17 protein-coding genes and 2 pseudogenes are annotated in these 18,980 nt (G+C 55.6%); 4 read left to right on the forward strand and 15 right to left on the reverse strand.

Annotation, left to right across the window (positions count from 1 at the left end):
* Positions 1-260: 260 nt before the first annotated feature.
* Positions 261-1,217: a hypothetical protein gene (locus tag BM205_RS20210; RefSeq protein WP_139227343.1), complete on the reverse strand. Its 957-nt coding sequence runs from the start codon at positions 1,215-1,217 to the stop codon at positions 261-263.
* A 167-nt stretch (positions 1,218-1,384) separates the two neighbouring features.
* Here BM205_RS20210 and BM205_RS20215 point away from each other — a divergent pair.
* A pseudogene (locus tag BM205_RS20215) lies at positions 1,385-1,900 on the forward strand (aromatic amino acid lyase); the annotation flags it as partial.
* A gap of 689 nt (positions 1,901-2,589) precedes the next feature.
* Here the strand turns inward: BM205_RS20215 and BM205_RS20220 are convergent.
* The 12 genes from BM205_RS20220 to BM205_RS20275 form a co-directional block, all read right to left on the reverse strand.
* A complete protein-coding gene (locus tag BM205_RS20220) occupies positions 2,590-3,927 on the reverse strand; it encodes an MFS transporter (RefSeq protein WP_092416666.1) in 1,338 nt (445 codons plus the stop codon).
* Positions 3,928-3,999: 72 nt separating this feature from the next.
* Positions 4,000-4,212, reverse strand: a complete 213-nt coding sequence (locus tag BM205_RS20225) for a hypothetical protein (protein ID WP_092416667.1) — start codon at positions 4,210-4,212, stop codon at positions 4,000-4,002.
* Between the two features lie 387 nt (positions 4,213-4,599).
* Positions 4,600-5,823, reverse strand: a complete 1,224-nt coding sequence (locus BM205_RS20230) for an NAD(P)/FAD-dependent oxidoreductase (protein WP_092416668.1) — start codon at positions 5,821-5,823, stop codon at positions 4,600-4,602.
* Entirely contained in the window at positions 5,820-6,143 is a 324-nt protein-coding gene (locus tag BM205_RS20235) for a 2Fe-2S iron-sulfur cluster-binding protein (protein WP_092416669.1), read from the reverse strand. The genes BM205_RS20230 and BM205_RS20235 overlap by 4 nt, the downstream gene beginning before the upstream one ends.
* A gap of 24 nt (positions 6,144-6,167) precedes the next feature.
* On the reverse strand, positions 6,168-6,392 hold the full coding sequence (locus tag BM205_RS20240) for a 4Fe-4S domain-containing protein (protein ID WP_092416670.1): 225 nt from the start codon (positions 6,390-6,392) through the stop codon (positions 6,168-6,170).
* Between the two features lie 24 nt (positions 6,393-6,416).
* A complete protein-coding gene (locus BM205_RS20245; RefSeq protein WP_092416671.1) occupies positions 6,417-7,658 on the reverse strand; it encodes a cytochrome P450 in 1,242 nt (413 codons plus the stop codon).
* A gap of 150 nt (positions 7,659-7,808) precedes the next feature.
* The gene (locus tag BM205_RS20250; RefSeq protein WP_254783973.1) at positions 7,809-9,251 is read right to left on the reverse strand and encodes an NAD-dependent succinate-semialdehyde dehydrogenase; all 1,443 of its coding nucleotides are present in this window, start codon (positions 9,249-9,251) and stop codon (positions 7,809-7,811) included.
* 225 nt (positions 9,252-9,476) lie between these two features.
* Positions 9,477-10,451 carry a PDR/VanB family oxidoreductase gene (locus tag BM205_RS20255; protein WP_092416673.1) on the reverse strand — a complete coding sequence of 325 codons (975 nt, stop codon included), beginning with the start codon at positions 10,449-10,451 and terminating at the stop codon, positions 9,477-9,479.
* Between the two features lie 495 nt (positions 10,452-10,946).
* Positions 10,947-12,125, reverse strand: a complete 1,179-nt coding sequence (locus BM205_RS20260) for a Rieske 2Fe-2S domain-containing protein (protein WP_254783974.1) — start codon at positions 12,123-12,125, stop codon at positions 10,947-10,949.
* 2 nt (positions 12,126-12,127) lie between these two features.
* The gene (locus tag BM205_RS20265; protein ID WP_139227345.1) at positions 12,128-13,042 is read right to left on the reverse strand and encodes a fumarylacetoacetate hydrolase family protein; all 915 of its coding nucleotides are present in this window, start codon (positions 13,040-13,042) and stop codon (positions 12,128-12,130) included.
* Positions 13,043-13,470: 428 nt separating this feature from the next.
* Complete coding sequence (locus tag BM205_RS20270; protein WP_092416675.1) at positions 13,471-14,160, reverse strand: Crp/Fnr family transcriptional regulator; 690 nt, start codon at positions 14,158-14,160, stop codon at positions 13,471-13,473.
* Between the two features lie 261 nt (positions 14,161-14,421).
* Positions 14,422-15,477 carry a porin gene (locus tag BM205_RS20275; RefSeq protein ID WP_092416676.1) on the reverse strand — a complete coding sequence of 352 codons (1,056 nt, stop codon included), beginning with the start codon at positions 15,475-15,477 and terminating at the stop codon, positions 14,422-14,424.
* Positions 15,478-15,747: 270 nt separating this feature from the next.
* On the opposite strand from BM205_RS20275, the gene BM205_RS20280 reads away from it, so the two are divergent.
* The 3 genes and pseudogenes from BM205_RS20280 to BM205_RS20290 form a co-directional block, all read left to right on the forward strand.
* The gene (locus BM205_RS20280; RefSeq protein ID WP_092416677.1) at positions 15,748-16,500 is read left to right on the forward strand and encodes an SDR family NAD(P)-dependent oxidoreductase; all 753 of its coding nucleotides are present in this window, start codon (positions 15,748-15,750) and stop codon (positions 16,498-16,500) included.
* 37 nt (positions 16,501-16,537) lie between these two features.
* On the forward strand, positions 16,538-16,864 hold the full coding sequence (locus BM205_RS20285; protein ID WP_175511335.1) for a tripartite tricarboxylate transporter substrate-binding protein: 327 nt from the start codon (positions 16,538-16,540) through the stop codon (positions 16,862-16,864).
* Positions 16,865-16,935: 71 nt separating this feature from the next.
* Positions 16,936-17,106: pseudogene (locus BM205_RS20290) on the forward strand (integrase core domain-containing protein); the annotation flags it as partial.
* Positions 17,107-17,178: 72 nt separating this feature from the next.
* On the opposite strand, the gene BM205_RS20295 reads toward BM205_RS20290, so the two are convergent.
* Complete coding sequence (locus tag BM205_RS20295) at positions 17,179-17,715, reverse strand: DUF2058 domain-containing protein (protein WP_092416679.1); 537 nt, start codon at positions 17,713-17,715, stop codon at positions 17,179-17,181.
* Positions 17,716-18,084: 369 nt separating this feature from the next.
* On the reverse strand, positions 18,085-18,783 hold the full coding sequence (locus tag BM205_RS20300; RefSeq protein WP_092416680.1) for a dienelactone hydrolase family protein: 699 nt from the start codon (positions 18,781-18,783) through the stop codon (positions 18,085-18,087).
* Between the last annotated feature and the right edge of the window lie 197 nt (positions 18,784-18,980).

Consider the following 18,980-nt stretch of genomic DNA (forward strand, 5'->3'; position numbering starts at 1 on the left):
GTTGGAGCGAATAGCGACTTAGACGAGTAGACCGGTCGGGGTCAGAAATTTCTCAACGAACGGCTGGTTTTCATAAACCTAGCAAGCGGCTCACGCCCCTTCGGCGACATTCGCTGCCCGGATCGAGCCGGATCGAGTCGCCACAAAGCCGCCGCTCGGACCCATGCAAAGCCACTCGAAGGAGCCCCGCACTGCTCGGCGCGATGTTCAGCATGGCTGGCCTTCGCACCTTCGAGAGGCTCAAGGGCGTCGCGAAGTGATCAACCCTTCTGGCACTTCGCCAGGAACCACTTCAGGATCACATCTGCCACTCCGTTTGGGCTGAGCAAGACGTCGCCAGCCTTGTGCGTTTGTTTCCATGCTGGCCGTCCGTCTTCGGTGAGGTCTGGCGCAAATGTGATGCTCGCGCCCTCCACCGGCTTTTCCCAGTGCGTGACCCCTGGATACGGTGGGTGACCCTTCCAAAACGTGGCCTTCAACTTCGAGTCACGCATGACGTTTGCATACTCAGGGCGCCAGTTCACGGACATGCCAGTTGGGTCCGACAGGAAAATGATCGCACCACCGGACTCGCCAATGTGCTTCTCATGAAGGTTGATCGCTGGCAACGTTTTCTGAATGGTCGCCACACCCTCAATCAACTTCTCGCGGACTTCATCGAACGACAGGCGTTGCGCTTGCACGCCCTCGTGACTGTTCAAGTGCTTCTGTCGGCGCTCTTCATACCCAATCGCCTCAGCAACCTTCACTGCCATCTCCGCAACGGACTCTTCGTGAATCTCACCGCCCAGTTCGCTGAACCGAGCCTCGATCACGGCACAAGCAGCCTCGATGCCCCATCGCTCAAGCCCGATGTACAGCCGATTCTTCGGCACCCACGCAGGGACCTTTTGCTTCTCGCTGTCATCCATCGGGATGAACACAGCAAAGTCGTAGCCCTCGCTGTACGCACGGTTCCGAATGGCTGTTTCCTCAAACCGTGTGAATGGGGTGTGGCCCCATGCTTCGCGATACAGGATCACTACCAACTTGGCCGTCTTGCCGAACACCTCGTTGAACTTTGCCTCGCCGTCCGTGCCGGCAAGCTTCTCCTGCTCCTTCGAGTACAGGAACAACTTCAGACGCCCTTCGAGCAGCGAGTGAAGCTTGTTCGCGAACGGTTCGTCCTTGTAGCCGAACGAGATGGCTACGTCGTAGTCGTACTTTGGTATTGTCATCGCGACCTCCTGCCGCCATTGTTGGTCCATAAGTTTCGCACGCCGCGCGGTCATCGTCCGAGAGGGCAAGGAAGCCAAGGACCGATCGGCGATGTTCAGTCGGGCTACGACATCAGCCCCGCGGCCTCGCTCCGCGACTGTCGTGCCGCCGCATAGCGGACTGTGGTGGCCGGCCGGTTGTGGCCGATTGCACGCGTTCAACATTATGTCAGAAAGCGGCTATCAGCCTTTCACGCGGACACTCAGGTGTTCGAATCGAACTAGTGGAGGCTCTCCTAGCTCTGTTCAATAATAATCTGCTGCCGCGCATTCCTTCGAAGGGTTCAGTGGGCGCATCAGGCGATCTTGCGCCACTTGCACATCTTGCATGCGTGTTAATTGGTGAAGGTAGCGTTACTGCCAGGAAAAATATCGAAGAAATTTCCGGTGCTGATGCAATGCACATGATCGGACTGGAACCATTTATTTTAGGTCCGAAGGAAGGTCTGGCCTTGCTAAACGGAACTCAAGTTTCGACGTCGCTTGCACTTGCGGGATTGTTTGGTGCTGAGAGTGTCTTTGCGGCAGGCATAGTAGCTGGAGCCCTGTCCCTTGAGGCAATAAAAGGTTCGATCACTCCCTTTGACGCCAGAATTCACGCCGCTCGCGGACAAACTGGACAGATTGGTGTCGCTACGGCGATATTGCGTCATATTTTTCGCTTCAAGCCGCTCGCCAAGCTAATCAAACTGGCAAAGAGTCACTTCAGATTTCCGAAACCTCGCAGCGCCTGGCGCAGGCTGCTGATGCGCGTCAACAGTTAGAAAATCGTGCCGAGATATTTGCTAAGTTAGACAAAGAAACCTGCTGGCAGGAATCCAGAAGTGGCGGAGGGTGTGTTTTCGACTTTGGACAATATGTGACCGGATTTGCACGGTCTGGAACCCGCATGGATGCTATCGCCATGTTTTCGACTTTAATTGCAAGGAATAAAAGTCGAAAACAGGTCATTAAAGTCAAAAACAAAACATTAAAGTCGAAAACACAGGGTCGGCATCGCTCACCGATAATCGCAGGCCCCTAATTCGAACCCAAGTCGGGAAGCACAAATATATAAGGGGTTGCATGCAAATGCAGCCCCTTTTCTATTGCTGATCGTGACGCAAACGTGACAGAGGGTCCTTCAGAACAAAGATGCTACCGCACGAAACGCCACCCCATACAGGTTGGCGCTTTTTTCCCGGAACAAATGAAGTTATGGCTGGACTATTTCGGACGCAAGGTTGCTGCAAAGCGATTTACCATCCGGACCGTCGTCTATTCGGACAACGCGATTAAAAAAACCTGTAGCCTTCTCGTTAGGTGAATATGAGGTAAAACTCGCGCGACAAAATTATCTCGTGGCCCCGTTGGATGATTTGTTTGCCGGAATTGCGATCAACAAAATAAGAGCGCCAAACAAAGTGATTCCACCCATTAAAGTTAGTCCGAGATAAATGCTTCCCGTGCTGGCTTTCATCCAGCCAACCAAAGTTGGACTTACAAATGCCGCTAATCCTCCCACACTGGTAATCAGGGCAATCCCGCTAGCTTTAGAGTTTCCAGGAAGGAATGTTGCCGGGATTGTCCAAAACACCGTATAGGTACCGTAGGATGCAGCCGCCGCGATTGAAAGCAGCGTAATGGCAATCGGTGTGCTGTGGGATGCTAGTGGCAAAAGTGCAAAGCACAGGGCGGTGACAGCGCAACTCGCGGCGAAGTGCCAGCGTCGCTCCATTCTGCGATCAGAGCTATAACCGATGAGATAGGTACCGGCCCCTCCAGCCAAAAAAACTACGCTGGACAACAATCCGACATTGAATAAATCCTTCACGCCAACCTCGCGGATGATGGTTGGCGCCCAAAGTACTATAGAGTTGAACGAAACAACTATGCAAAAATACACCAGGATTCCGACGTAGACTTTGGCGTTCCTTAATGCATCAAGCAGTCCGTGTCCACTGCCGTTGGATGTTCCTTTTTCCTCCGCCGCGAGGTCACCGAGGACAATGGCTTTCTCGCGCGCAGTTAGCCATGCCGCATCCTTGGGTTGATCGCTGAGGAAAAAGAATGCGACGACGCCCAGGATGACTGCAGGTATCCCTTCAAGCAGGAACAACCATTGCCAGCCATGCAAGCCATGCAACCCAGCCAGGTGGACCATGATCCAGGTGGAGACAGGTCCGCCAATGACGCCGGCCGCGGCGGCACCCATCATGAAGAAACCCGTCGCTCGTCCTCGACGCGCAGCCGGAAACCAATAGGTTAAATAAAACATAACGCCCGGGAAAAATCCAGCCTCTGCGCAGCCGAGGAAAAAGCGCAATACGTAGAATTGAAGCGGCGAGCTCACGAACATCATGGCGCTTGAGACCAATCCCCAGAGAACCATGATGCGCAGCAGCGTGCGGCGTGCGCCGACACGCTGCATCATGATATTGCTTGGAACTTCAAACAGCGAATAGCCGATGAAGAAAAGCCCCGCTCCAAATCCGTAGGCGGCCTCGGAAAAACCCAGGTCGTTCATGAACTGGAGCTTGGCGAAACTGATATTCGCGCGGTCGATGTAGGAGACGAAATAGCAGAGCACGAGAAACGGCATGAGCCGTATGGCCACCTTGCGGTAAGTCCGATCGATTTCGTCAGGCAGATGGCCGGCCGCGACTGAAGCGTATGCTTGAGAAGTGTGCATATGATCCTTATTGACTGTTAAGTAAAGATTCGATTCAAAGGAGCGATGGCCGATACAGACGACTTCCGATGTTTACGGAAAGCGTGGCGTTTCCAGGATGGCAAACGAGCGCAATTCACGTACCACGGACGTCGCTTGGGTTCTGTCATGCTCCAACGCTTTAAGCGGCGAGCACTGCACTCCGGATGACAAACGTGGATTGGCCTTGAATACGCCAACACGCGCGTGCTTGTCTATTCGTACGTTGTCCGGTATCAGGATATTGCTCAGCCTGCGCGAGTACATGCCACTTGGCGCAGGCGGTCAGCAGACCGGCCCAACTCACCTTGAAAAGTTCTTTTTGCATTAACGTCTATCTCCGTATCTTATAGTTTTTTATAGTTTCTTATAGTTTGAATCACGACCAACTGTGACACTATGGTGTCCATAGTGTCGATGAGAACATCTCAATCAGTGCGGCTCGTTTACGAGCGTTTTTTGCAACCGAATTATCTTGCAAAGACTTATGGCGTCAAGGTTACTTCGGCTGTCAATTTGATGATATCCGCCGCAAGAACCGTGGTTATGAGAAATCGGCGGGGCACTGTCTCTTTTGTTGCACTTCGAGTCGCCGTCAATACCGTGCCCCGCTAAGAGGCGCTAACACAATGCCTTTTCTGGAACTGATCGAAGTTATGCCAAGGACTTGATAGCCGCCTTCAAGCCCATTTCAGCGATCGGCCGCAGTACCGGCAGCGTTGGGGCCGTATTCTCAGCCAGGAGTTTCCGGATGGCTACGTGATCGCTTGGACTGTTGATAGATTCGCCATACACCAGCCTTCTGTTGCGCCAACCAAGCACACTGAACGAGTTCGACTCAACAGCACCCGTAAGCAACCATTCCTCCACACGGTCGATGCGGCCGGCCATCTGAAGCCGAACGCCGGCTTGCTGAGTCCAGAACCATGGAACATCCGGTAAGGACACAGGCGTGCCCGCAATTGTTGCTGCGGCGCGCCGCGCGTGGTCGGCGGCATTGCCGATGGATTCCAGCCGCGTGGCGCCCCCTTCATCATCCAGGAAGCGCGCGCAGTCGCCGATCGCGAAGATGTCCGGATCCTTGGTGCGCAGGGTACTGTCTACGATGATTCCGTTATCAAAATCGAGGCCGAAATCTGTCACCCATCCGCCATTTGCGATGGCGCCAACACCCTGCACCACAAGGTCTGCCTCCACGTGTGACCCATCCGACAGGTTGACCCGCCCAACACGATCTGAATGGCCGATTATTTCCTGAACCGTGGCGTTGAAGCGGAAAACCGTACCACTCTCTTCGTGCCGGGCGCGCATGTAACCTGACGTGAACTCGCTCGCGGTTCTGGGCATCGCGCGTCCCGCAGTCTCCATGACCGTCACGGGCAACCCACGTTTTGCGGCCGATGACGCGAATTCCAGCCCGATGAAACCGGCACCGATGACGCCCACGCTGGTGGCGCATGCAAGGTCGTCTCTGAGCGCGACGGCCTGCTCGAGGGTGTGCAGGTGATGCATGCCAGCCAGTGCAGCGCCCGAAAGCCGGAGTTGTCGCGGACTGGATCCAAGAGCCAGCACGAGCGTCGAGTATTCGAGGCTCCCATTGCTGGTCTCCACGACCTTTCGATCCCTGTTGATGCTCAGCACCTCGCAGTTAAGCATCAGGTCGATATTGGCGCCTGAGAAAGCGTCGTGGCCACGCAACGTAAGCTCCTCCGGACCGCCGGTCCCGTTGATCCACGATTTGGACATGGGGGGGCGCTCGTATGGGACAAAGCCGCTTTTATCCAGCACAGTGATGCGCCCTGTGTAACCACGCTCGCGCAGGCCGAATGCAACATCGACGCCCCCATGCCCACCCCCGACGACAATGACGCTGCTCATCGCTGCAACCTGGGAAGATGAACGACCAGGTTCTCATGCTCCGGCCTGACGATGATCGCGCACGACAACCGGCTGTTGGGCAAACGGTCGGATGCCGTCGCTTCAAGCATTTCGTCTTCATCGACGGAGATTTCCGGCAGTGTATCGAGAAACTCTTCGGCAACGTAGACATGGCATGTCGCGCACATCTTCTGGCCACCACACTCGGCGTAGATACCCGAGATCCCGTGGAGCTGCGCGGACTTCATCAGGCTGGTCCCAACCGTGCAATCGATGGTTTTCGACTTGCCGTTGGCATCTATAAAAATCACGTTAGGCATAATATTCCTCTTCCATGAAGGTAATTACTCCGCGCCATCGCGCGGCAGTAGTTTCAGCGCTTGCTTTGGGCATCGGCGAACGGCCAGCTTTACACGCTCGAGCATTTCCGGCGTTTCAGGCTGAGAGATAATGCGCACGACGTCATCGTCCTCAGCGAACTGAAAGATCGATTTTTCGATACGCTGACACACTGCATACCCCTCGCAAATCTCGGGTTCGACGGCAACTGTCCATTTTTGATCGGTCATTGCAGATATTCCTCCCAACCTGATTCAACGCGACAGACGCACTTGCAAGTGCTTGAAGCCATTCGATTGCAGGGACCGTTCGCGAACAGGGTCTGCAATGGCCTGCGCGTTGGGAAAGCGAGCAAACAACTCTTGGAACAGCATCCAGATTTCACGGCGTGCAACGTTCGCACCCATGCAAAAATGTGGCCCACCTGCACCGAAGCTCTGGTGCAGATTGGGATCTCGTGTGATGTCGAAATTGAACGGATCCGAGAACAGGCGTGGATCACGGTTCGCCGAGATAAACCACATGCCGATCTTCTGCCCCTTCTTCATCTGGACGCCCTTGAATTCGATGTCTCGGGTCAGAACGCGCCCCTGATGCTTGATCGGCGTCGCCCAGCGAATGACCTCATCTGCCATCGTCCTCTCGTGCAGCACAGGGTCGCTGATGAACAGGCGGCGCTGCTCCGGGAACTGCGTGAACGCCAGCATCCCGTGCGACAGCGCTGCCCGCGTCGTGCCACTGCCGGCAGCGATCATCAGACCAAAATATCCGCCCAACTCTTCCTTGTCGAGCAGCTGACCGTCGACCCGAACCTGCGCCAGTTCTGAAATCAGATCTTCCTTAGGGTCGAGCAAACGCTTTGCGGCGAGGTTGATGCCGTATTCGCGCAGTTCCATGACCGCTTGCTGCGGGATCTCAGGTTTTCCGGCATATTCAGGTTCCTGCTCGGAGCGGCCGATCTTCGACAACTCCAGCAGACGCGGCCGGTCTGCGGGGTCGATGCCAACCAGGTCACTGATGATCTCGAAAGGAAGAATGGCCGCCAGATCGTCTACAAAATCGATCTCCTGGCCATCGGAGAATTGAGATACCAACCGGCGCGCCTGCTCCCGCACGTAATCCTCTAGCCGGCCCACCTGGCGCGGCATGAACGCCTTGCTCACGCGTTTCCGGTTGACGGTATGGTTTGGCGGATCGAGTTCGATCAACGCGCCCGTGCCGGGCCGGATCTTGGTGCCGGCATCATGATAGACACGCACACCATATTTGCTACAAAATGTTTCCCAGTCCTTGTCGACTTCGGCGATGTCTTCGTAGTCAAGGAGTGCCCAAAAGCCCTTGCCGCACTCGGGATGCTCGTGCCACGAAATCGGCTGTTCCTGACGTAAAACCGCCAGCGCACCATGGAAGTCATCTCTCATCCAGAAATCTGGATCCGCGAGATTGATCTCGGGGAGGCTTAAAGTCGTTTGAAGTGCGGTCTCTTGTAATAGCATTTTTATCTCCTTTTAACGCCTTCGATGCTGCTTTCTTCTTCAGTGGCAGACATGTTTTCTCTAAGCGTCGTGTTATTCATCACACACAAAATTGCTTACCGGATCAGCATGGGCGGCGCAAGCTTTTTTCCTGCCATCCGCCCCTTGCGGTCAAACCCGCGCGGTCCGTTGCAGCACTGTCTTGGTAATGGTGTAGGGCTCCAGACTCTGCGCGCCGCCCTCGCGCCCGATGCCGCTTTCCTTGACGCCGCCGAAGGGGGTGTCGGCGCCGCACATGCCGAAATGGTTGATCGACAGCACACCGCATTCCAGTTCGCGCGTGAAGCGCTCCGCTTCTTCAAGCGAATTGGTGAAAGCGTAGCCGGCAAGTCCCACGGACAGGCTGTTGGCAAGCGCTATGCCTTCGTCCAGGTCGGCGACCTGCACGCACAGCGCCATCGGGCCGAATGGTTCGGTGGACATCGCCTTGGCGTGCGCCGGCACGTCGGCGAGTACGGTGAGTGCATAGAAGAACCCGCGTTCGCCGATGCGCTGGCCGCCGGCCGCGACGCGTGCACCGCACGCTTTGGCGTCCTGCACCAATTCGTCGATCGCGACCATGCGCTTGGCGTTGAGGAGCGGCCCCATCTGCACACCCGGCTCGAAGCCGTCGCCCACGCGTACTTCGCTGGCGGCCTTGGCGAATGCATCGACGAAGGCGGCATAAGACTTCTGATGAATGATGAAACGCGTTGGCGAGGCGCAGAACTGACCGGCCAGGCGCATCTTGGCGCTACCCGCGAGTTTGCCCAGCGCCGCCGCATCGACGTCGGCGCCGATCAGCACCGGCGCATGGCCGCCCAGTTCCATCAGCACCGGCTTCATGGCCGCAGCAGCGAGCTGGGTCAGGTGCTTGCCGACCGCTACTGAACCTGTGAAGGTCACCATGCGGATGGCCGGCGAGGCGATCAGCGTCGAGGAGATCAGGGACGGATTGCCGAAAACGAGATTGAGCACGCCAGGCGGCAGGCCGGCATCGATGAAGCATTGTACGAAGGCGCACGCGGTACCCGGGGTTTCCTCGGCGGCTTTGATGATCACCGAACAGCCCGCGGCGATCGCGCCGCTGATCTTGCGTGCAGGGGAACCGATCGGAACGTTCCACGGAGTGAAGGCGGCCACCGGGCCGACCGGCAATCGAAGGATCATCTGCTGCATCTGTGGCCCGGCCGGAACGATACTGCCGTAGAGGCGCTGCGCCTCCGCCGCATCCCATTCGAGAAAGGCGGTGGCGCGCGCCACTTCGTTGCGGGCGTCGGCGATCGGCTTGCCTTGTTCTAGCGTGAGAATCTCTGCGATCGACTCTGCACGCTCGCGCACCAGCGCGCAAGTGCGCAGCAGCAGCTGCGCCCGTTGCAGCGGCGGCGTGTCGCGCCATACACGGAAGCCACGCTCCGCGGCGGCGAGTGCGCGCGAGAGATCCTCTGGCGTCGCGCCCGGTACGCTGCCGAGGGTAGCCTCGTTGCTCGGATTGAAGACCTCGGTATAGGCGGGGCGGTCGTAGAGCCATTCGCCGTCGATATGCAGCCCGATGCGCGGATAGGTTGAGTCCATCGTGGTTTCTTTCGTAGTTATGTTCGAATCGCCGACTTCGGGTATGGTCGCCATGTGCGCCAGCGCTAGCTCTTGCGTCTGTAGGTCTGTCCAACGACCGCGCTACTCGGCGTTATCCTATGTCTGTAGGTATTAGTATCGCTACCACCCGCAAGCATTGCGAGGAACTAGTGCGGTTGATTGTCCGGATTGTTACGGTTTAGTGACTCGACTGGCATCGCGTTATCACAAATCGAGAATCAATTCCGCAGTTTTTGCCCGCGAACAACAAATCATCATCGTCGCTCCGCATTCGCGCTCACTATCGCTAAGTACCAGATCATGGTGATCAGGGAGTCCGCCAAGCACGTTTGTTTCACATGCCCGGCAGATACCTGCCATGCATGAGTAAGACACCTCTACGCCGGCATTAAGCACCGCATCCAGAATCGTGGTTGTCGGTCCAACCTTCACCGTCTTGTTCGATTTGGATAAAACGACAATGAATTCCTCTTCGTTGCCCTTTTCCGCCGGCGCTGATGCTGACACTGGCGCGGCAAAATATTCCCGGTGCACCGTATCGGGATTACGTCCTTCGCAAGCGGCTTCGAACGCACGCAACATAGGAATCGGTCCGCAGCAATACAGGTCAGCGTCAGGCGGACTGGAATCCACAATTTGCTGGAGGTTGAGCATTCTGTCTCTCTGTCCACCGTCGAAATTGAGATGGATCGTGCCACCGGCGTCAGAGGCGAGCGACGAAAGCTGCTCAACGTATGCCGCCCGCTCTGGAGCTTGCGCAGAATAGTAAATCGTCCAGGGTTCGCCGATCTGCGACAGCCGCTGCGCCATGCTCCATAACGGCGTGATCCCAATGCCGCCGGCAATAAAGATGGAATGCGTTGCAGATTCCTTCAGGGCGAAGCTGTTGCGCGGCTCTGAAATGGTGAGGACATCACCGACCCGCAGTACCTCATGCAGATATTTAGATCCGCCCCGGCTATTGGCATCACGGCTCACTGAAATGACGTAGCGATGCTTCTCGCCTTGTGCATTGACTAACGAGTAGCTGCGTATCATGCCGCCCGGAAGATGCAGATCGATGTGGGATCCGGCAATCGCCACGGGCCACTCTGCACCATCGATCGGTCTCAGGTCAATGCCGAGAATATCCTCTGCCAGAAACTCAATCGCATGTATCCTTGCTTTAATTGTTCGCATGATCATCTCCAAATTTTATTTTTTATCCAGTCACGTCGGGTATCGGCCTGACATGGCTTTCGTACTTCACTCGAATCATCAGGAATCGATACTGGCCACGTGGATTAATCTGATTCAGGAGGTTTAGTTTGATAACGCAGAGCTATACCAATCGCTCCTCACCTCGTACGTATAATTGTCCCGCTACGGCCGGTGCAGGGCGAGCGCCGGCATGCATCCTTTGTCGCGATGATGTCAATTCACACCAGCAGAATTTCCGCGGAACGTCTCACTGGCACAAATCGTATTGGGAGACGGAGGGGGCGAGACGGGCAAGATTGTGCATGACGCATTGAGCAACGCCCATCAGCGGCGTGGGAGAAATCACAGGCCAAAATGAACAGAGGCGCAGCAATCGTGCGCCCCAGTCCCGTTATAGCCACACGCTCATGGCGAACGTATGGGCCAGGCCTCGGCAACAAGCCGGGGCCTCATCCTCTTACTTGGGGAAGCAGTTTACTTAACCATGTCGCCTTTGACGAACAGCTGGGACGAACGCTCCAGCCGTCGCCATGCTTTCGTCGGCGTGCCAGCACGCATCGCGTCAAGCTCGCGCCAGAGGATCCTGCGCAACGTTGCGATGCCCAAATCCGAGGAACCGAGCTTCTCGTTCACGCGATCCGCAATAGCACCCTGACCGACCAAAACCACATAGTCCTGTGCCGCGGTCAAGCGAATCAGCGGATCAACCGGATACTCGCCAGCGAACAATTCGTCATGGTAGTCGGCGGCATTGTAGTTACCGACATCCTTGAAGTAGGCGGAGATGCGCTCGTTCGACTCAGGAGTCGATAGAGGCACCGCGTAGAGCGATGTTCGCATCACATGGGTATCGTCGATCGGCACCATCCAGTTGGAGACTTCGATCCAAGGATCTTCAGGGCTAATCCCCGGCATCGTCACATGGTTCTCGGAAGGGAAAGTCCAGTCGCTTATCCGTACTTGCGAGCTTGCACGGCGGGTTGCCGTCTGGCATATGCCAGCCTCGGTTTCCTGATAAGCCAGGTCCGGGACTTCGGTGGTAATGGCATTGCCGAATTCACCGACCCGCCCCATCACGTGCGCGAAACTCACATGAGCAGCATCGAGTGAATTCTCGACATTTTGCAGCCAGCTGCAAGGCCATATCTGCTTGCGTTGGAACAGCATGACATCCTCGCGCTCGAACGCTGTATTCCGCGGGAGATCAAATTCTGGCGGCTCGCCTTTGCCCAAGTATGCAAATATGAGTCCGCTGTACTCCTGAACAGGATAAGCGGCAATCCGGATGTTCGTTTCGCGGCAATTCTTTTCCGCCGGACGCTCAACACATTTTCCTTCACCGTCGAATTTCCAACCATGATACATGCAGCGGATTGCTTCACCTTCAATCCAACCCGTATGCAGCATGGTCAACCGGTGAGCGCAACGCCCGGCAACCAGATGGGCATTCCCGCTCTCGCTGCGGTAGAGCGTCAGATCTTCGCTCAGCAGGCGCACTTTCTTCGCTTTCCCTGGCGCCACGTCTGCGGAAATCGCGATAGGATGCCAGAACCGCCGCAAGAGTTCTCCCATCGGCGTACCTGCCGACGTTTCCGACAGCTGCATCATTTTTTCAGCCAATTGGCCGTGCATTCTGATTGGTACTGTACTCATGATTAAGCCACCTTTACACGTAAAATATCGAGTCCACTTACTTCGACCGACAAGTCGTCACCACTAATCAAAAAGCGATTACGGGCTATGCCGACACCGGCTGGTGTACCAGTGGCAATAATGTCGCCCGGCAGCAATACCATGTATGAGGACAGAGTCGCGATGATTTCCTCTGTCGAGAAAATCATTTCCTTCATGCTGCAGTCCTGCACCACCTCGCCGTTCAGCCGCGTCGTGATGTTCAGGCTTCGCTTACGCACCGCGTCTACGACTTGCGCCCCGCACGTGATTGCCGGCCCCAGCGCCGAGGCTTCGTCCAAGCCCTTTGCGGCAGTCCAGTCTGGCCACCAGCCCTGCCCGGCAGGAACCCGCGTGAGATCTCGAGCGGAACCGTCGTTGAGTGCGCAAACACCAACGACATAATCCAGTGCATCCGCCACCGATACCGATTTGCAACGCTTACCGATCACCACTCCAATTTCGCCCTCGTAATCGAAGCGAGATGTCAGCCTCCGATCCGGATTCAACACACCCTCGTGACCAACAAAATTTGTCGGCGCCTTGTAAAATGCCAGGGGCCTTTCCGGCGGCTTTGCGCTCGCTTCAGCGCCATGGGCGTGGTAGTTGACAGCGACCGCAAAAATTCTGGCATGCTGATCCACGGGTGGCAACATGACTACATCTGACAGCGCGATTTTTCTTGCATCGGGATTCGCAGGTACGGCCGCTTCCAAGGCCTGATTCAGCTCGTCTCGCTCGCAAACCACTTTGATAAAATCGCCTTCAATTTGGCCGATCAGAATTTGATCGCCTACTTGGTATCGACCAAGCCTAAAACTCTCTTCTTGCATTTCGAGCCTTTTTACTTTGGTTTTGATGCTTTCATTGTGAATGCTCCAAATCCACAAGGCGAGCACGTGATCCGATACTTTGTACGGTTTGTTGCATTCGACAAAGGGAACGGAGAACGCAAGTAGCGGTTTGCGGCTACCAGCCTTCCCTGCTCCTCAATGGCAAGTAGAATCAAGACACAACGAAGGTTGAAGTTGCCGTCAGATAATGATGCGGCAGTCGGTTTTCACGAACGCTTCGTAGATGGAAGTGAGACGTTCGAATCGCAAGCGCAAGCGCCTGGAGAGGGCTGTCACGTTGGGGAGGGGTAGTCGGGTAAGAGCACGAAATGAAACGAAACGAAACGAGGGAGACGAAATCTCCCTATCATGTCTACTGCTTTCCGGAAGGAATCTTCGGCTGCGCGGTGCGTTGGTACTATTGGTTTAACTCTGGCTGGCGTGATATCGAGGATGCGGCACGAACAACATTTAGCGTTTGTGGCGTACAAACATTATTCGGAATGCTCTGCCATCTTTTCAAGCTTACCGATGTCACTGATTACAATTCTTCCGTATAGAACTTGAACTGCGCCCTCTGATTCCATCTCCCGTAAAACTCTATTGACAACCTGACGGCGCGTGCCAAGCATCGTTGCAATTTCCTCTTGGGACAGGTTGATCGAAGACACGCGGCCGCCACGAGCGCTTCTCGTATAGATAGAGTTCAGAAGGGTTGCCACTCTTGCGCGGGTCGATAGGACCGCTGCCCCTTCATACCGATCCAGCGCACCACGATGTCGATTAACCATTGCGCCCATTAAAGAGTACGCGAGACTTCCGTCATGACTAATCATTTCACGCAGCAGCTCGCCAGAGATTCGGACGAGTACGGTTTTCTCCCTGCATTCCGCAGTATAGAAATGGAGTGACCGGGTAATCACTGGTCCAATGCCGTGGAACTCTCCCGCGAGATGGATTCCAGCTGTAAAGTCGCGCCCGGATGGCATTTTCCTTATCAAATGCATCGAGCCTGTCGCAAGCAAATATAGGTAGGTAGGTACTTCACCCGTCCGATGAATAACGGTGTTTTCTTCAACCGTAATTGCGTCGGCCGCCTTGACGAGCCGCGAGATAGCTGCATCCGGCCAATTGGCAAAGAGCTCGGATTGCGAAATCGTCAGCCGGACCAGTGTGTTTTCCATATCAGCAGAACCAGTTAGGGTTCGTAGTTACGATTTCCCCGGTGAGTCGGATACCCCACCAAACGGTGCGAGCATCACGTAGCAACCGGCAGGCTGACATTTCGAACCATGACAGAACTGCTATAGCAGATGCACTTAAGGAGTGCTCGATGAAGGTTTGTAACCGCAGTGTAGCATAGCGGCGACTTCATTTTGGCGCCCTCGATAACCGCAATCTGCGTGACAGAATGGCGCTGCAATTGTCTTGCAGCGCCAACGTGATTAGAACCGATGGCGTATCCCGAGCGTCAGACCTGCCTGATTGTCACCAGGATTGACGGTCCCATCTAACGCCATAGCAGCCTTTGCCTGATTTCGCATCAACCCCAGCTCTGAATAGATATCGGTTCGTTTAGAGAGTGCATAGCTGCCAAGGAGCGTGTACATTCCAGTTCTGTTTGAAGCGCCGGCAGGATTGTAGGAATATGCGGCAGCGAGCAACGTCACTGCGGCAGTGGGGTTGTATGACATTGCAACCCAGTAGAGATTCGTCCTCGTGGAGGTTGGTGACGTACGCATGTTTCGTCTCTGAAAGGCAGCGTATATCATTACTGGATTAAAGTCAGCGACTATCCCGAGTGCCATTCGCTCAACCGTATTCTGCTGGGTGGCTACTGAAGTGCCATTTTGGCGATCGTACAGCACGCCAGCCAACACATTCCCAAATTGATAGTTTACGTTTGTAGACATTTCCTTTCCGACCTGGAATGCGCCCGGGACTTCGCCTCCGTTTACGATAGTGCTGTCAAAGCCAAAGCTATATTGGGTACTGAGAGTCAAACCTCCAAATTTCCCGCCGTATCTGATCGCATTATCGGCGCGACTAGCGAAGGCGGCATCCAGCGCGAGCGCCGAATAGCGTGCGGGAATCATGGGGTCGTAGATCGCGCCAAAATCAAATATCGGCGTCGTCTCTCGCCCCAGTTGCACCTCGCCAAATTTTCCTGCCAGACCAACGTAAGCCTGGCGTCCAAAAAGGCGTCCGCCATTGGCAAGAGCACCGGTGTCGGCCGAAAAGCCATTTTCAAGTCCGAAGACCGCTGCCAATCCATCCCCTAAGTCTTCTCGACCGCGAAATCCGATGCGCGAAGCAGCTGCGTTTCCCGAGTCCACTTTAGCCAGGCTTCCGGTCGCGGTGCCCGTACTGCTTATTCGCGCCTTATTTACATATTCGACCCCGACGTCGACAATCCCGTAAATTTGAACGTTTGTTTGCGCGTGCAGGGCGGTGGATGCCATCACTGAGCCCAACAGTATTGTTGCCTTAAGCGCCTTCATTTTGTCTCCTGTGTAAGTTGTAATTATTTTGATTTATTTTTTAATATTGCGTTACTAATTGCCACCGAATTATCTGGCAAGGACACATAGCGTCACACGATTTCCGCCGGCAAATTAATAATATCCGGCGCAAGAATCGTGGTTAAAAAAATCGGCGGCACACTGTATCTTTTGTTGCACTTCGAGACGCCGTCGGCACATTTCCCCATGCTAGACTGGCCGCTCCAGCCTGAGCAGGTGGTGCCAGGAGGAGTACACGAAAGGTAGAACATGGAGCAGACAATTAAGAGCGGCGCGGTGGTGGTGACTGGCGCGGCGCAAGGAATAGGCTACGCAATTGCCGAGCGTTTTGCGGCTCTGGGCCGGCGCGTGGTGATTGCCGACTTGCGTGGTTCCGAGGCTGCGGCGAAGAAGCTCGGCCACGATGCGCTAGGCTTCGACGCGGACGTGAGCAACGCCGCGCAAGTCGATGCATTGATGGCGTTCGCGGCCGAACGCACCGGCGGAGTATCGGTGCTGGTCAACAACGCGGGCATCTACACCTCGCTCGCCAAAACATCGTTCGACGAAATCGACCCCGATGAATGGAAGCGCGTGTTCAACGTCAACGTCGAAGGCGTATGGTATTGCTGCCGCGCAGCGGCGCGCTACATGAAGCCGGCCGGCGACGGCAACATCATCAATATCGCGTCCGCGGCTGCGTCCAAGGGCACCGCGGGTCTTCTGCACTACGTAGCCAGCAAAGCCGCGGTGGTAGCGATGACGCGCACACTGGCGCGCGAACTCGGACCGTACGGCGTACGCGTAAACACGGTGTCGCCGGGCTTTACGCAGAGCGACGGCATCCTGGCCGGCGGCGCGGCGCGTGGCCAGCAGAGCGAAGATATAAAGCGGCAGCGCGTCGTGCAGCGCGACATTGCGCCTGACGACATCGCTGGCGCAGTGCTGTTCCTGGCTGGGCCCGATGCAGGCATGTTCGCCGGCCAGAACCTGATCGTCGACGGTGGCCTCACCATGAACTGAACGTAAGCGAAAAAGTAATGTGCGAGAATTTCCCGTCGTGAACTCCTTGCCTGGGGGAGCGCCCCTCGGCCTCGCTCCCTTCGCGGTATTTGCCGACACCTACCCAAAACGCCCGATCAGCCTCATCATCGGCACCCCGCCCTGTGGATCCGTCGACTTCGGTGTCCGGGTCCTCACGCGGCCGCTTTCGGAAATTCCGGGCGTGCCGATCATCGTTGAAAACAAGTCAGTTGCCACGGTCGTAATCGGTTCGGAGTGCGTCGTCAGGGCTCCGCCGGATGGCTATACCTTGGTGGTAAACGCGCCAAGTGCAGTCCTCATCGGGCCGCAGATAATGCCGACGCATTCGTTCAATTCTCCATAAAAAATCTGCTGTCAACCTAACCTTCGAAGAAACGCTTGGTATCGCTGCTATATGAAGTAGAGCCGCCGCTCAGAATCGGGGGCATCCTCAAGGGAGAATTCTTGCTAAGCCAGTCGGCCGATCTGAAGCAAGCTCGCAAAATGGTGGCCCAATCAGTTCAAATTTATAACCAAGAACGGCCGCACACCGCCTTGAAATACAAAACGCCCGATGCAGTGCATCGAGCGTTTCTATGGCAGTAAATACTGTCAACCTATTTTAGGACTGGACGGTTTTCCAAATACGAAATCGGAACGAGCAGACAGGCGCCGAAGCTACCACATCAAGTCGTCCGGGATCTGGAAGGCCGCGTACGGGTCGTCCGCATCGATCTCGGTGCTGGTCTTGTTTACCCGCACGACGATCGACGCATCGCGTTCCGCGATCTTGTCGGCGATTATCCTCGGCACCAATTCTCTGGCGTCGCCCTGACAGATAATCACCAGGCGCCCAGCCACTAAATGCGCCTGCACTGCGGCCGACACATAGAGCCGTTCGACCTTCTTGTCGTAGGTGAAATTGTAGGCGATGTCGCCGCTACCCTTGCTTTGGCGATTCTGTTGCACCATCTGGGCAATTTGCGCCACGATCGCCTTTTGGGTAGCCGCCGCATCGCGCTGGGCATTGAGTTCACGCGCCCGTTCTGCATTCTTGCGTTGTGTTTCGAGTGCAGCCAGGCGCGTTTCATCGACGCTGGTCGTACCGCTCCGGCGCTCAGCCTTCTTCTGTTTGTTCTTGTCCTGGTTAACCAGTTTGACTTTAGTTTTGTCGACCAGGCCGGCTTTTAAAAATTGTTCTTGTAACGAGGCCATACGTGCTGCTCCGAAAATAGGGTTCGCCGGTCTGAATAATAGTGTCAACCGGTGGAAAGACGCTAGCATAGCAAAATATAGCCCCCGGTAGCGATCTAGCCAGCACTCCCACAATTGCAATACCGAAGCTTTTTACTATCCATGCGACGAACAGTCCGAACTAACTGGGGTTCAGAGTGAACTTGCGTTGCGAGCCGGTTGGTATGGTGCAATATTTAATATGGAATAGATATCGGAATTTTCCCATTATTGGGCAGGAAAAAATCTGTCTATTCGCGCGTTCGCGGGAACGACTGGGACGCATAGCCGGGGACGCCTGGTCCGGAGCACGTGGCCGGGACCGCCCAAACCAGCTCTCCCAAACATCCCTTACAAATTATCGCTAAGAAAAGTCAACGAATTACCATGCGCTTCTGCCGCGGCGCGCTGGTGATAGCTCGACCGGTGCGAGCAATTAAAGCCATGTTCAGCGCCCGGATAGATGTGAACCTCGACGTCTTCATTGTTTTCAAAACGCTCGGCAATGCTCTGCACAGTCTCCATTGAAATATGGCTGTCAGCGCCACCGAAATGCATCAGCAGCGGTACTTTGATGTCGTCGGCGCGTTGCAATTGATTCTGGATGCCGCCACCGTAATACGCGATCGCCGCATCGACCTGGCCGTTGGCTGCGGCGAGATACGCGAGCAAGCCGCCGAAACAATAACCGATGACGGCCAGCTTGCCGTCCAGGCCAGGTTGCTCCTTCAAGGCCGCAACGGTCAGCGCGATATCGGATTCCGCCTTGGCGACGTCGACAGCTTGCCTCAACTCCATGGCGCGTTTCCATCCGGCTTCGTCATAGCCCAATTCGATGCGATGGCCGCTGCGCCAGAATAAATCCGGCGCCAGCACCACGTAGCCGTCGGCAGCGTATTGCTCGGCAACCGCGCGGATGTGTTCATTGACGCCGAAAATTTCCTGGATCAGGACGATGCCGGGGCCTTTACCGGTGTGCGGAATGGCCAGGTAAGCACCGAAGGTACCGTCGGCAGCCTCGATGTCGATCCATTTGGTGGTAACGCTCATGATGGGTCCTCTCTGTGCGAGAAATAAAAGTTGGTGTGTTGGGGAGGCCGGCTTGCGGCAGCTGAAATTATCCGGTTTTATCTGTATCGAAGGCGAACCTCTGCGTCAGAACAAGTCGATGCCCGAACGACATGCTACCAGATGCATGCTAGGCAAGTTCGATAGCACCCTGATTCCGCCAGCCTGTCGATGCCGCG

Source organism: Collimonas sp. OK307, from assembly GCF_900113705.1.
Classification (GTDB): domain Bacteria; phylum Pseudomonadota; class Gammaproteobacteria; order Burkholderiales; family Burkholderiaceae_D; genus Collimonas.

Bases quoted from the DNA above. Each gene is read 5' to 3' on its own strand.
- BM205_RS20210 (WP_139227343.1), bottom strand. From the start codon at position 1,217: ATGACAATACCAAAGTACGACTACGACGTAGCCATCTCGTTCGGCTAC.
- BM205_RS20220 (WP_092416666.1), bottom strand. From the start codon at position 3,927: ATGCACACTTCTCAAGCATACGCTTCAGTCGCGGCCGGCCATCTGCCT.
- BM205_RS20225 (WP_092416667.1), bottom strand. From the start codon at position 4,212: ATGTACTCGCGCAGGCTGAGCAATATCCTGATACCGGACAACGTACGA.
- BM205_RS20230 (WP_092416668.1), bottom strand. From the start codon at position 5,823: ATGAGCAGCGTCATTGTCGTCGGGGGTGGGCATGGGGGCGTCGATGTT.
- BM205_RS20235 (WP_092416669.1), bottom strand. From the start codon at position 6,143: ATGCCTAACGTGATTTTTATAGATGCCAACGGCAAGTCGAAAACCATC.
- BM205_RS20240 (WP_092416670.1), bottom strand. From the start codon at position 6,392: ATGACCGATCAAAAATGGACAGTTGCCGTCGAACCCGAGATTTGCGAG.
- BM205_RS20245 (WP_092416671.1), bottom strand. From the start codon at position 7,658: ATGCTATTACAAGAGACCGCACTTCAAACGACTTTAAGCCTCCCCGAG.
- BM205_RS20250 (WP_254783973.1), bottom strand. From the start codon at position 9,251: ATGGACTCAACCTATCCGCGCATCGGGCTGCATATCGACGGCGAATGG.
- BM205_RS20255 (WP_092416673.1), bottom strand. From the start codon at position 10,451: ATGCGAACAATTAAAGCAAGGATACATGCGATTGAGTTTCTGGCAGAG.
- BM205_RS20260 (WP_254783974.1), bottom strand. From the start codon at position 12,125: ATGAGTACAGTACCAATCAGAATGCACGGCCAATTGGCTGAAAAAATG.
- BM205_RS20270 (WP_092416675.1), bottom strand. From the start codon at position 14,160: ATGGAAAACACACTGGTCCGGCTGACGATTTCGCAATCCGAGCTCTTT.
- BM205_RS20275 (WP_092416676.1), bottom strand. From the start codon at position 15,477: ATGAAGGCGCTTAAGGCAACAATACTGTTGGGCTCAGTGATGGCATCC.
- BM205_RS20280 (WP_092416677.1), top strand. From the start codon at position 15,748: ATGGAGCAGACAATTAAGAGCGGCGCGGTGGTGGTGACTGGCGCGGCG.
- BM205_RS20295 (WP_092416679.1), bottom strand. From the start codon at position 17,715: ATGGCCTCGTTACAAGAACAATTTTTAAAAGCCGGCCTGGTCGACAAA.
- BM205_RS20300 (WP_092416680.1), bottom strand. From the start codon at position 18,783: ATGAGCGTTACCACCAAATGGATCGACATCGAGGCTGCCGACGGTACC.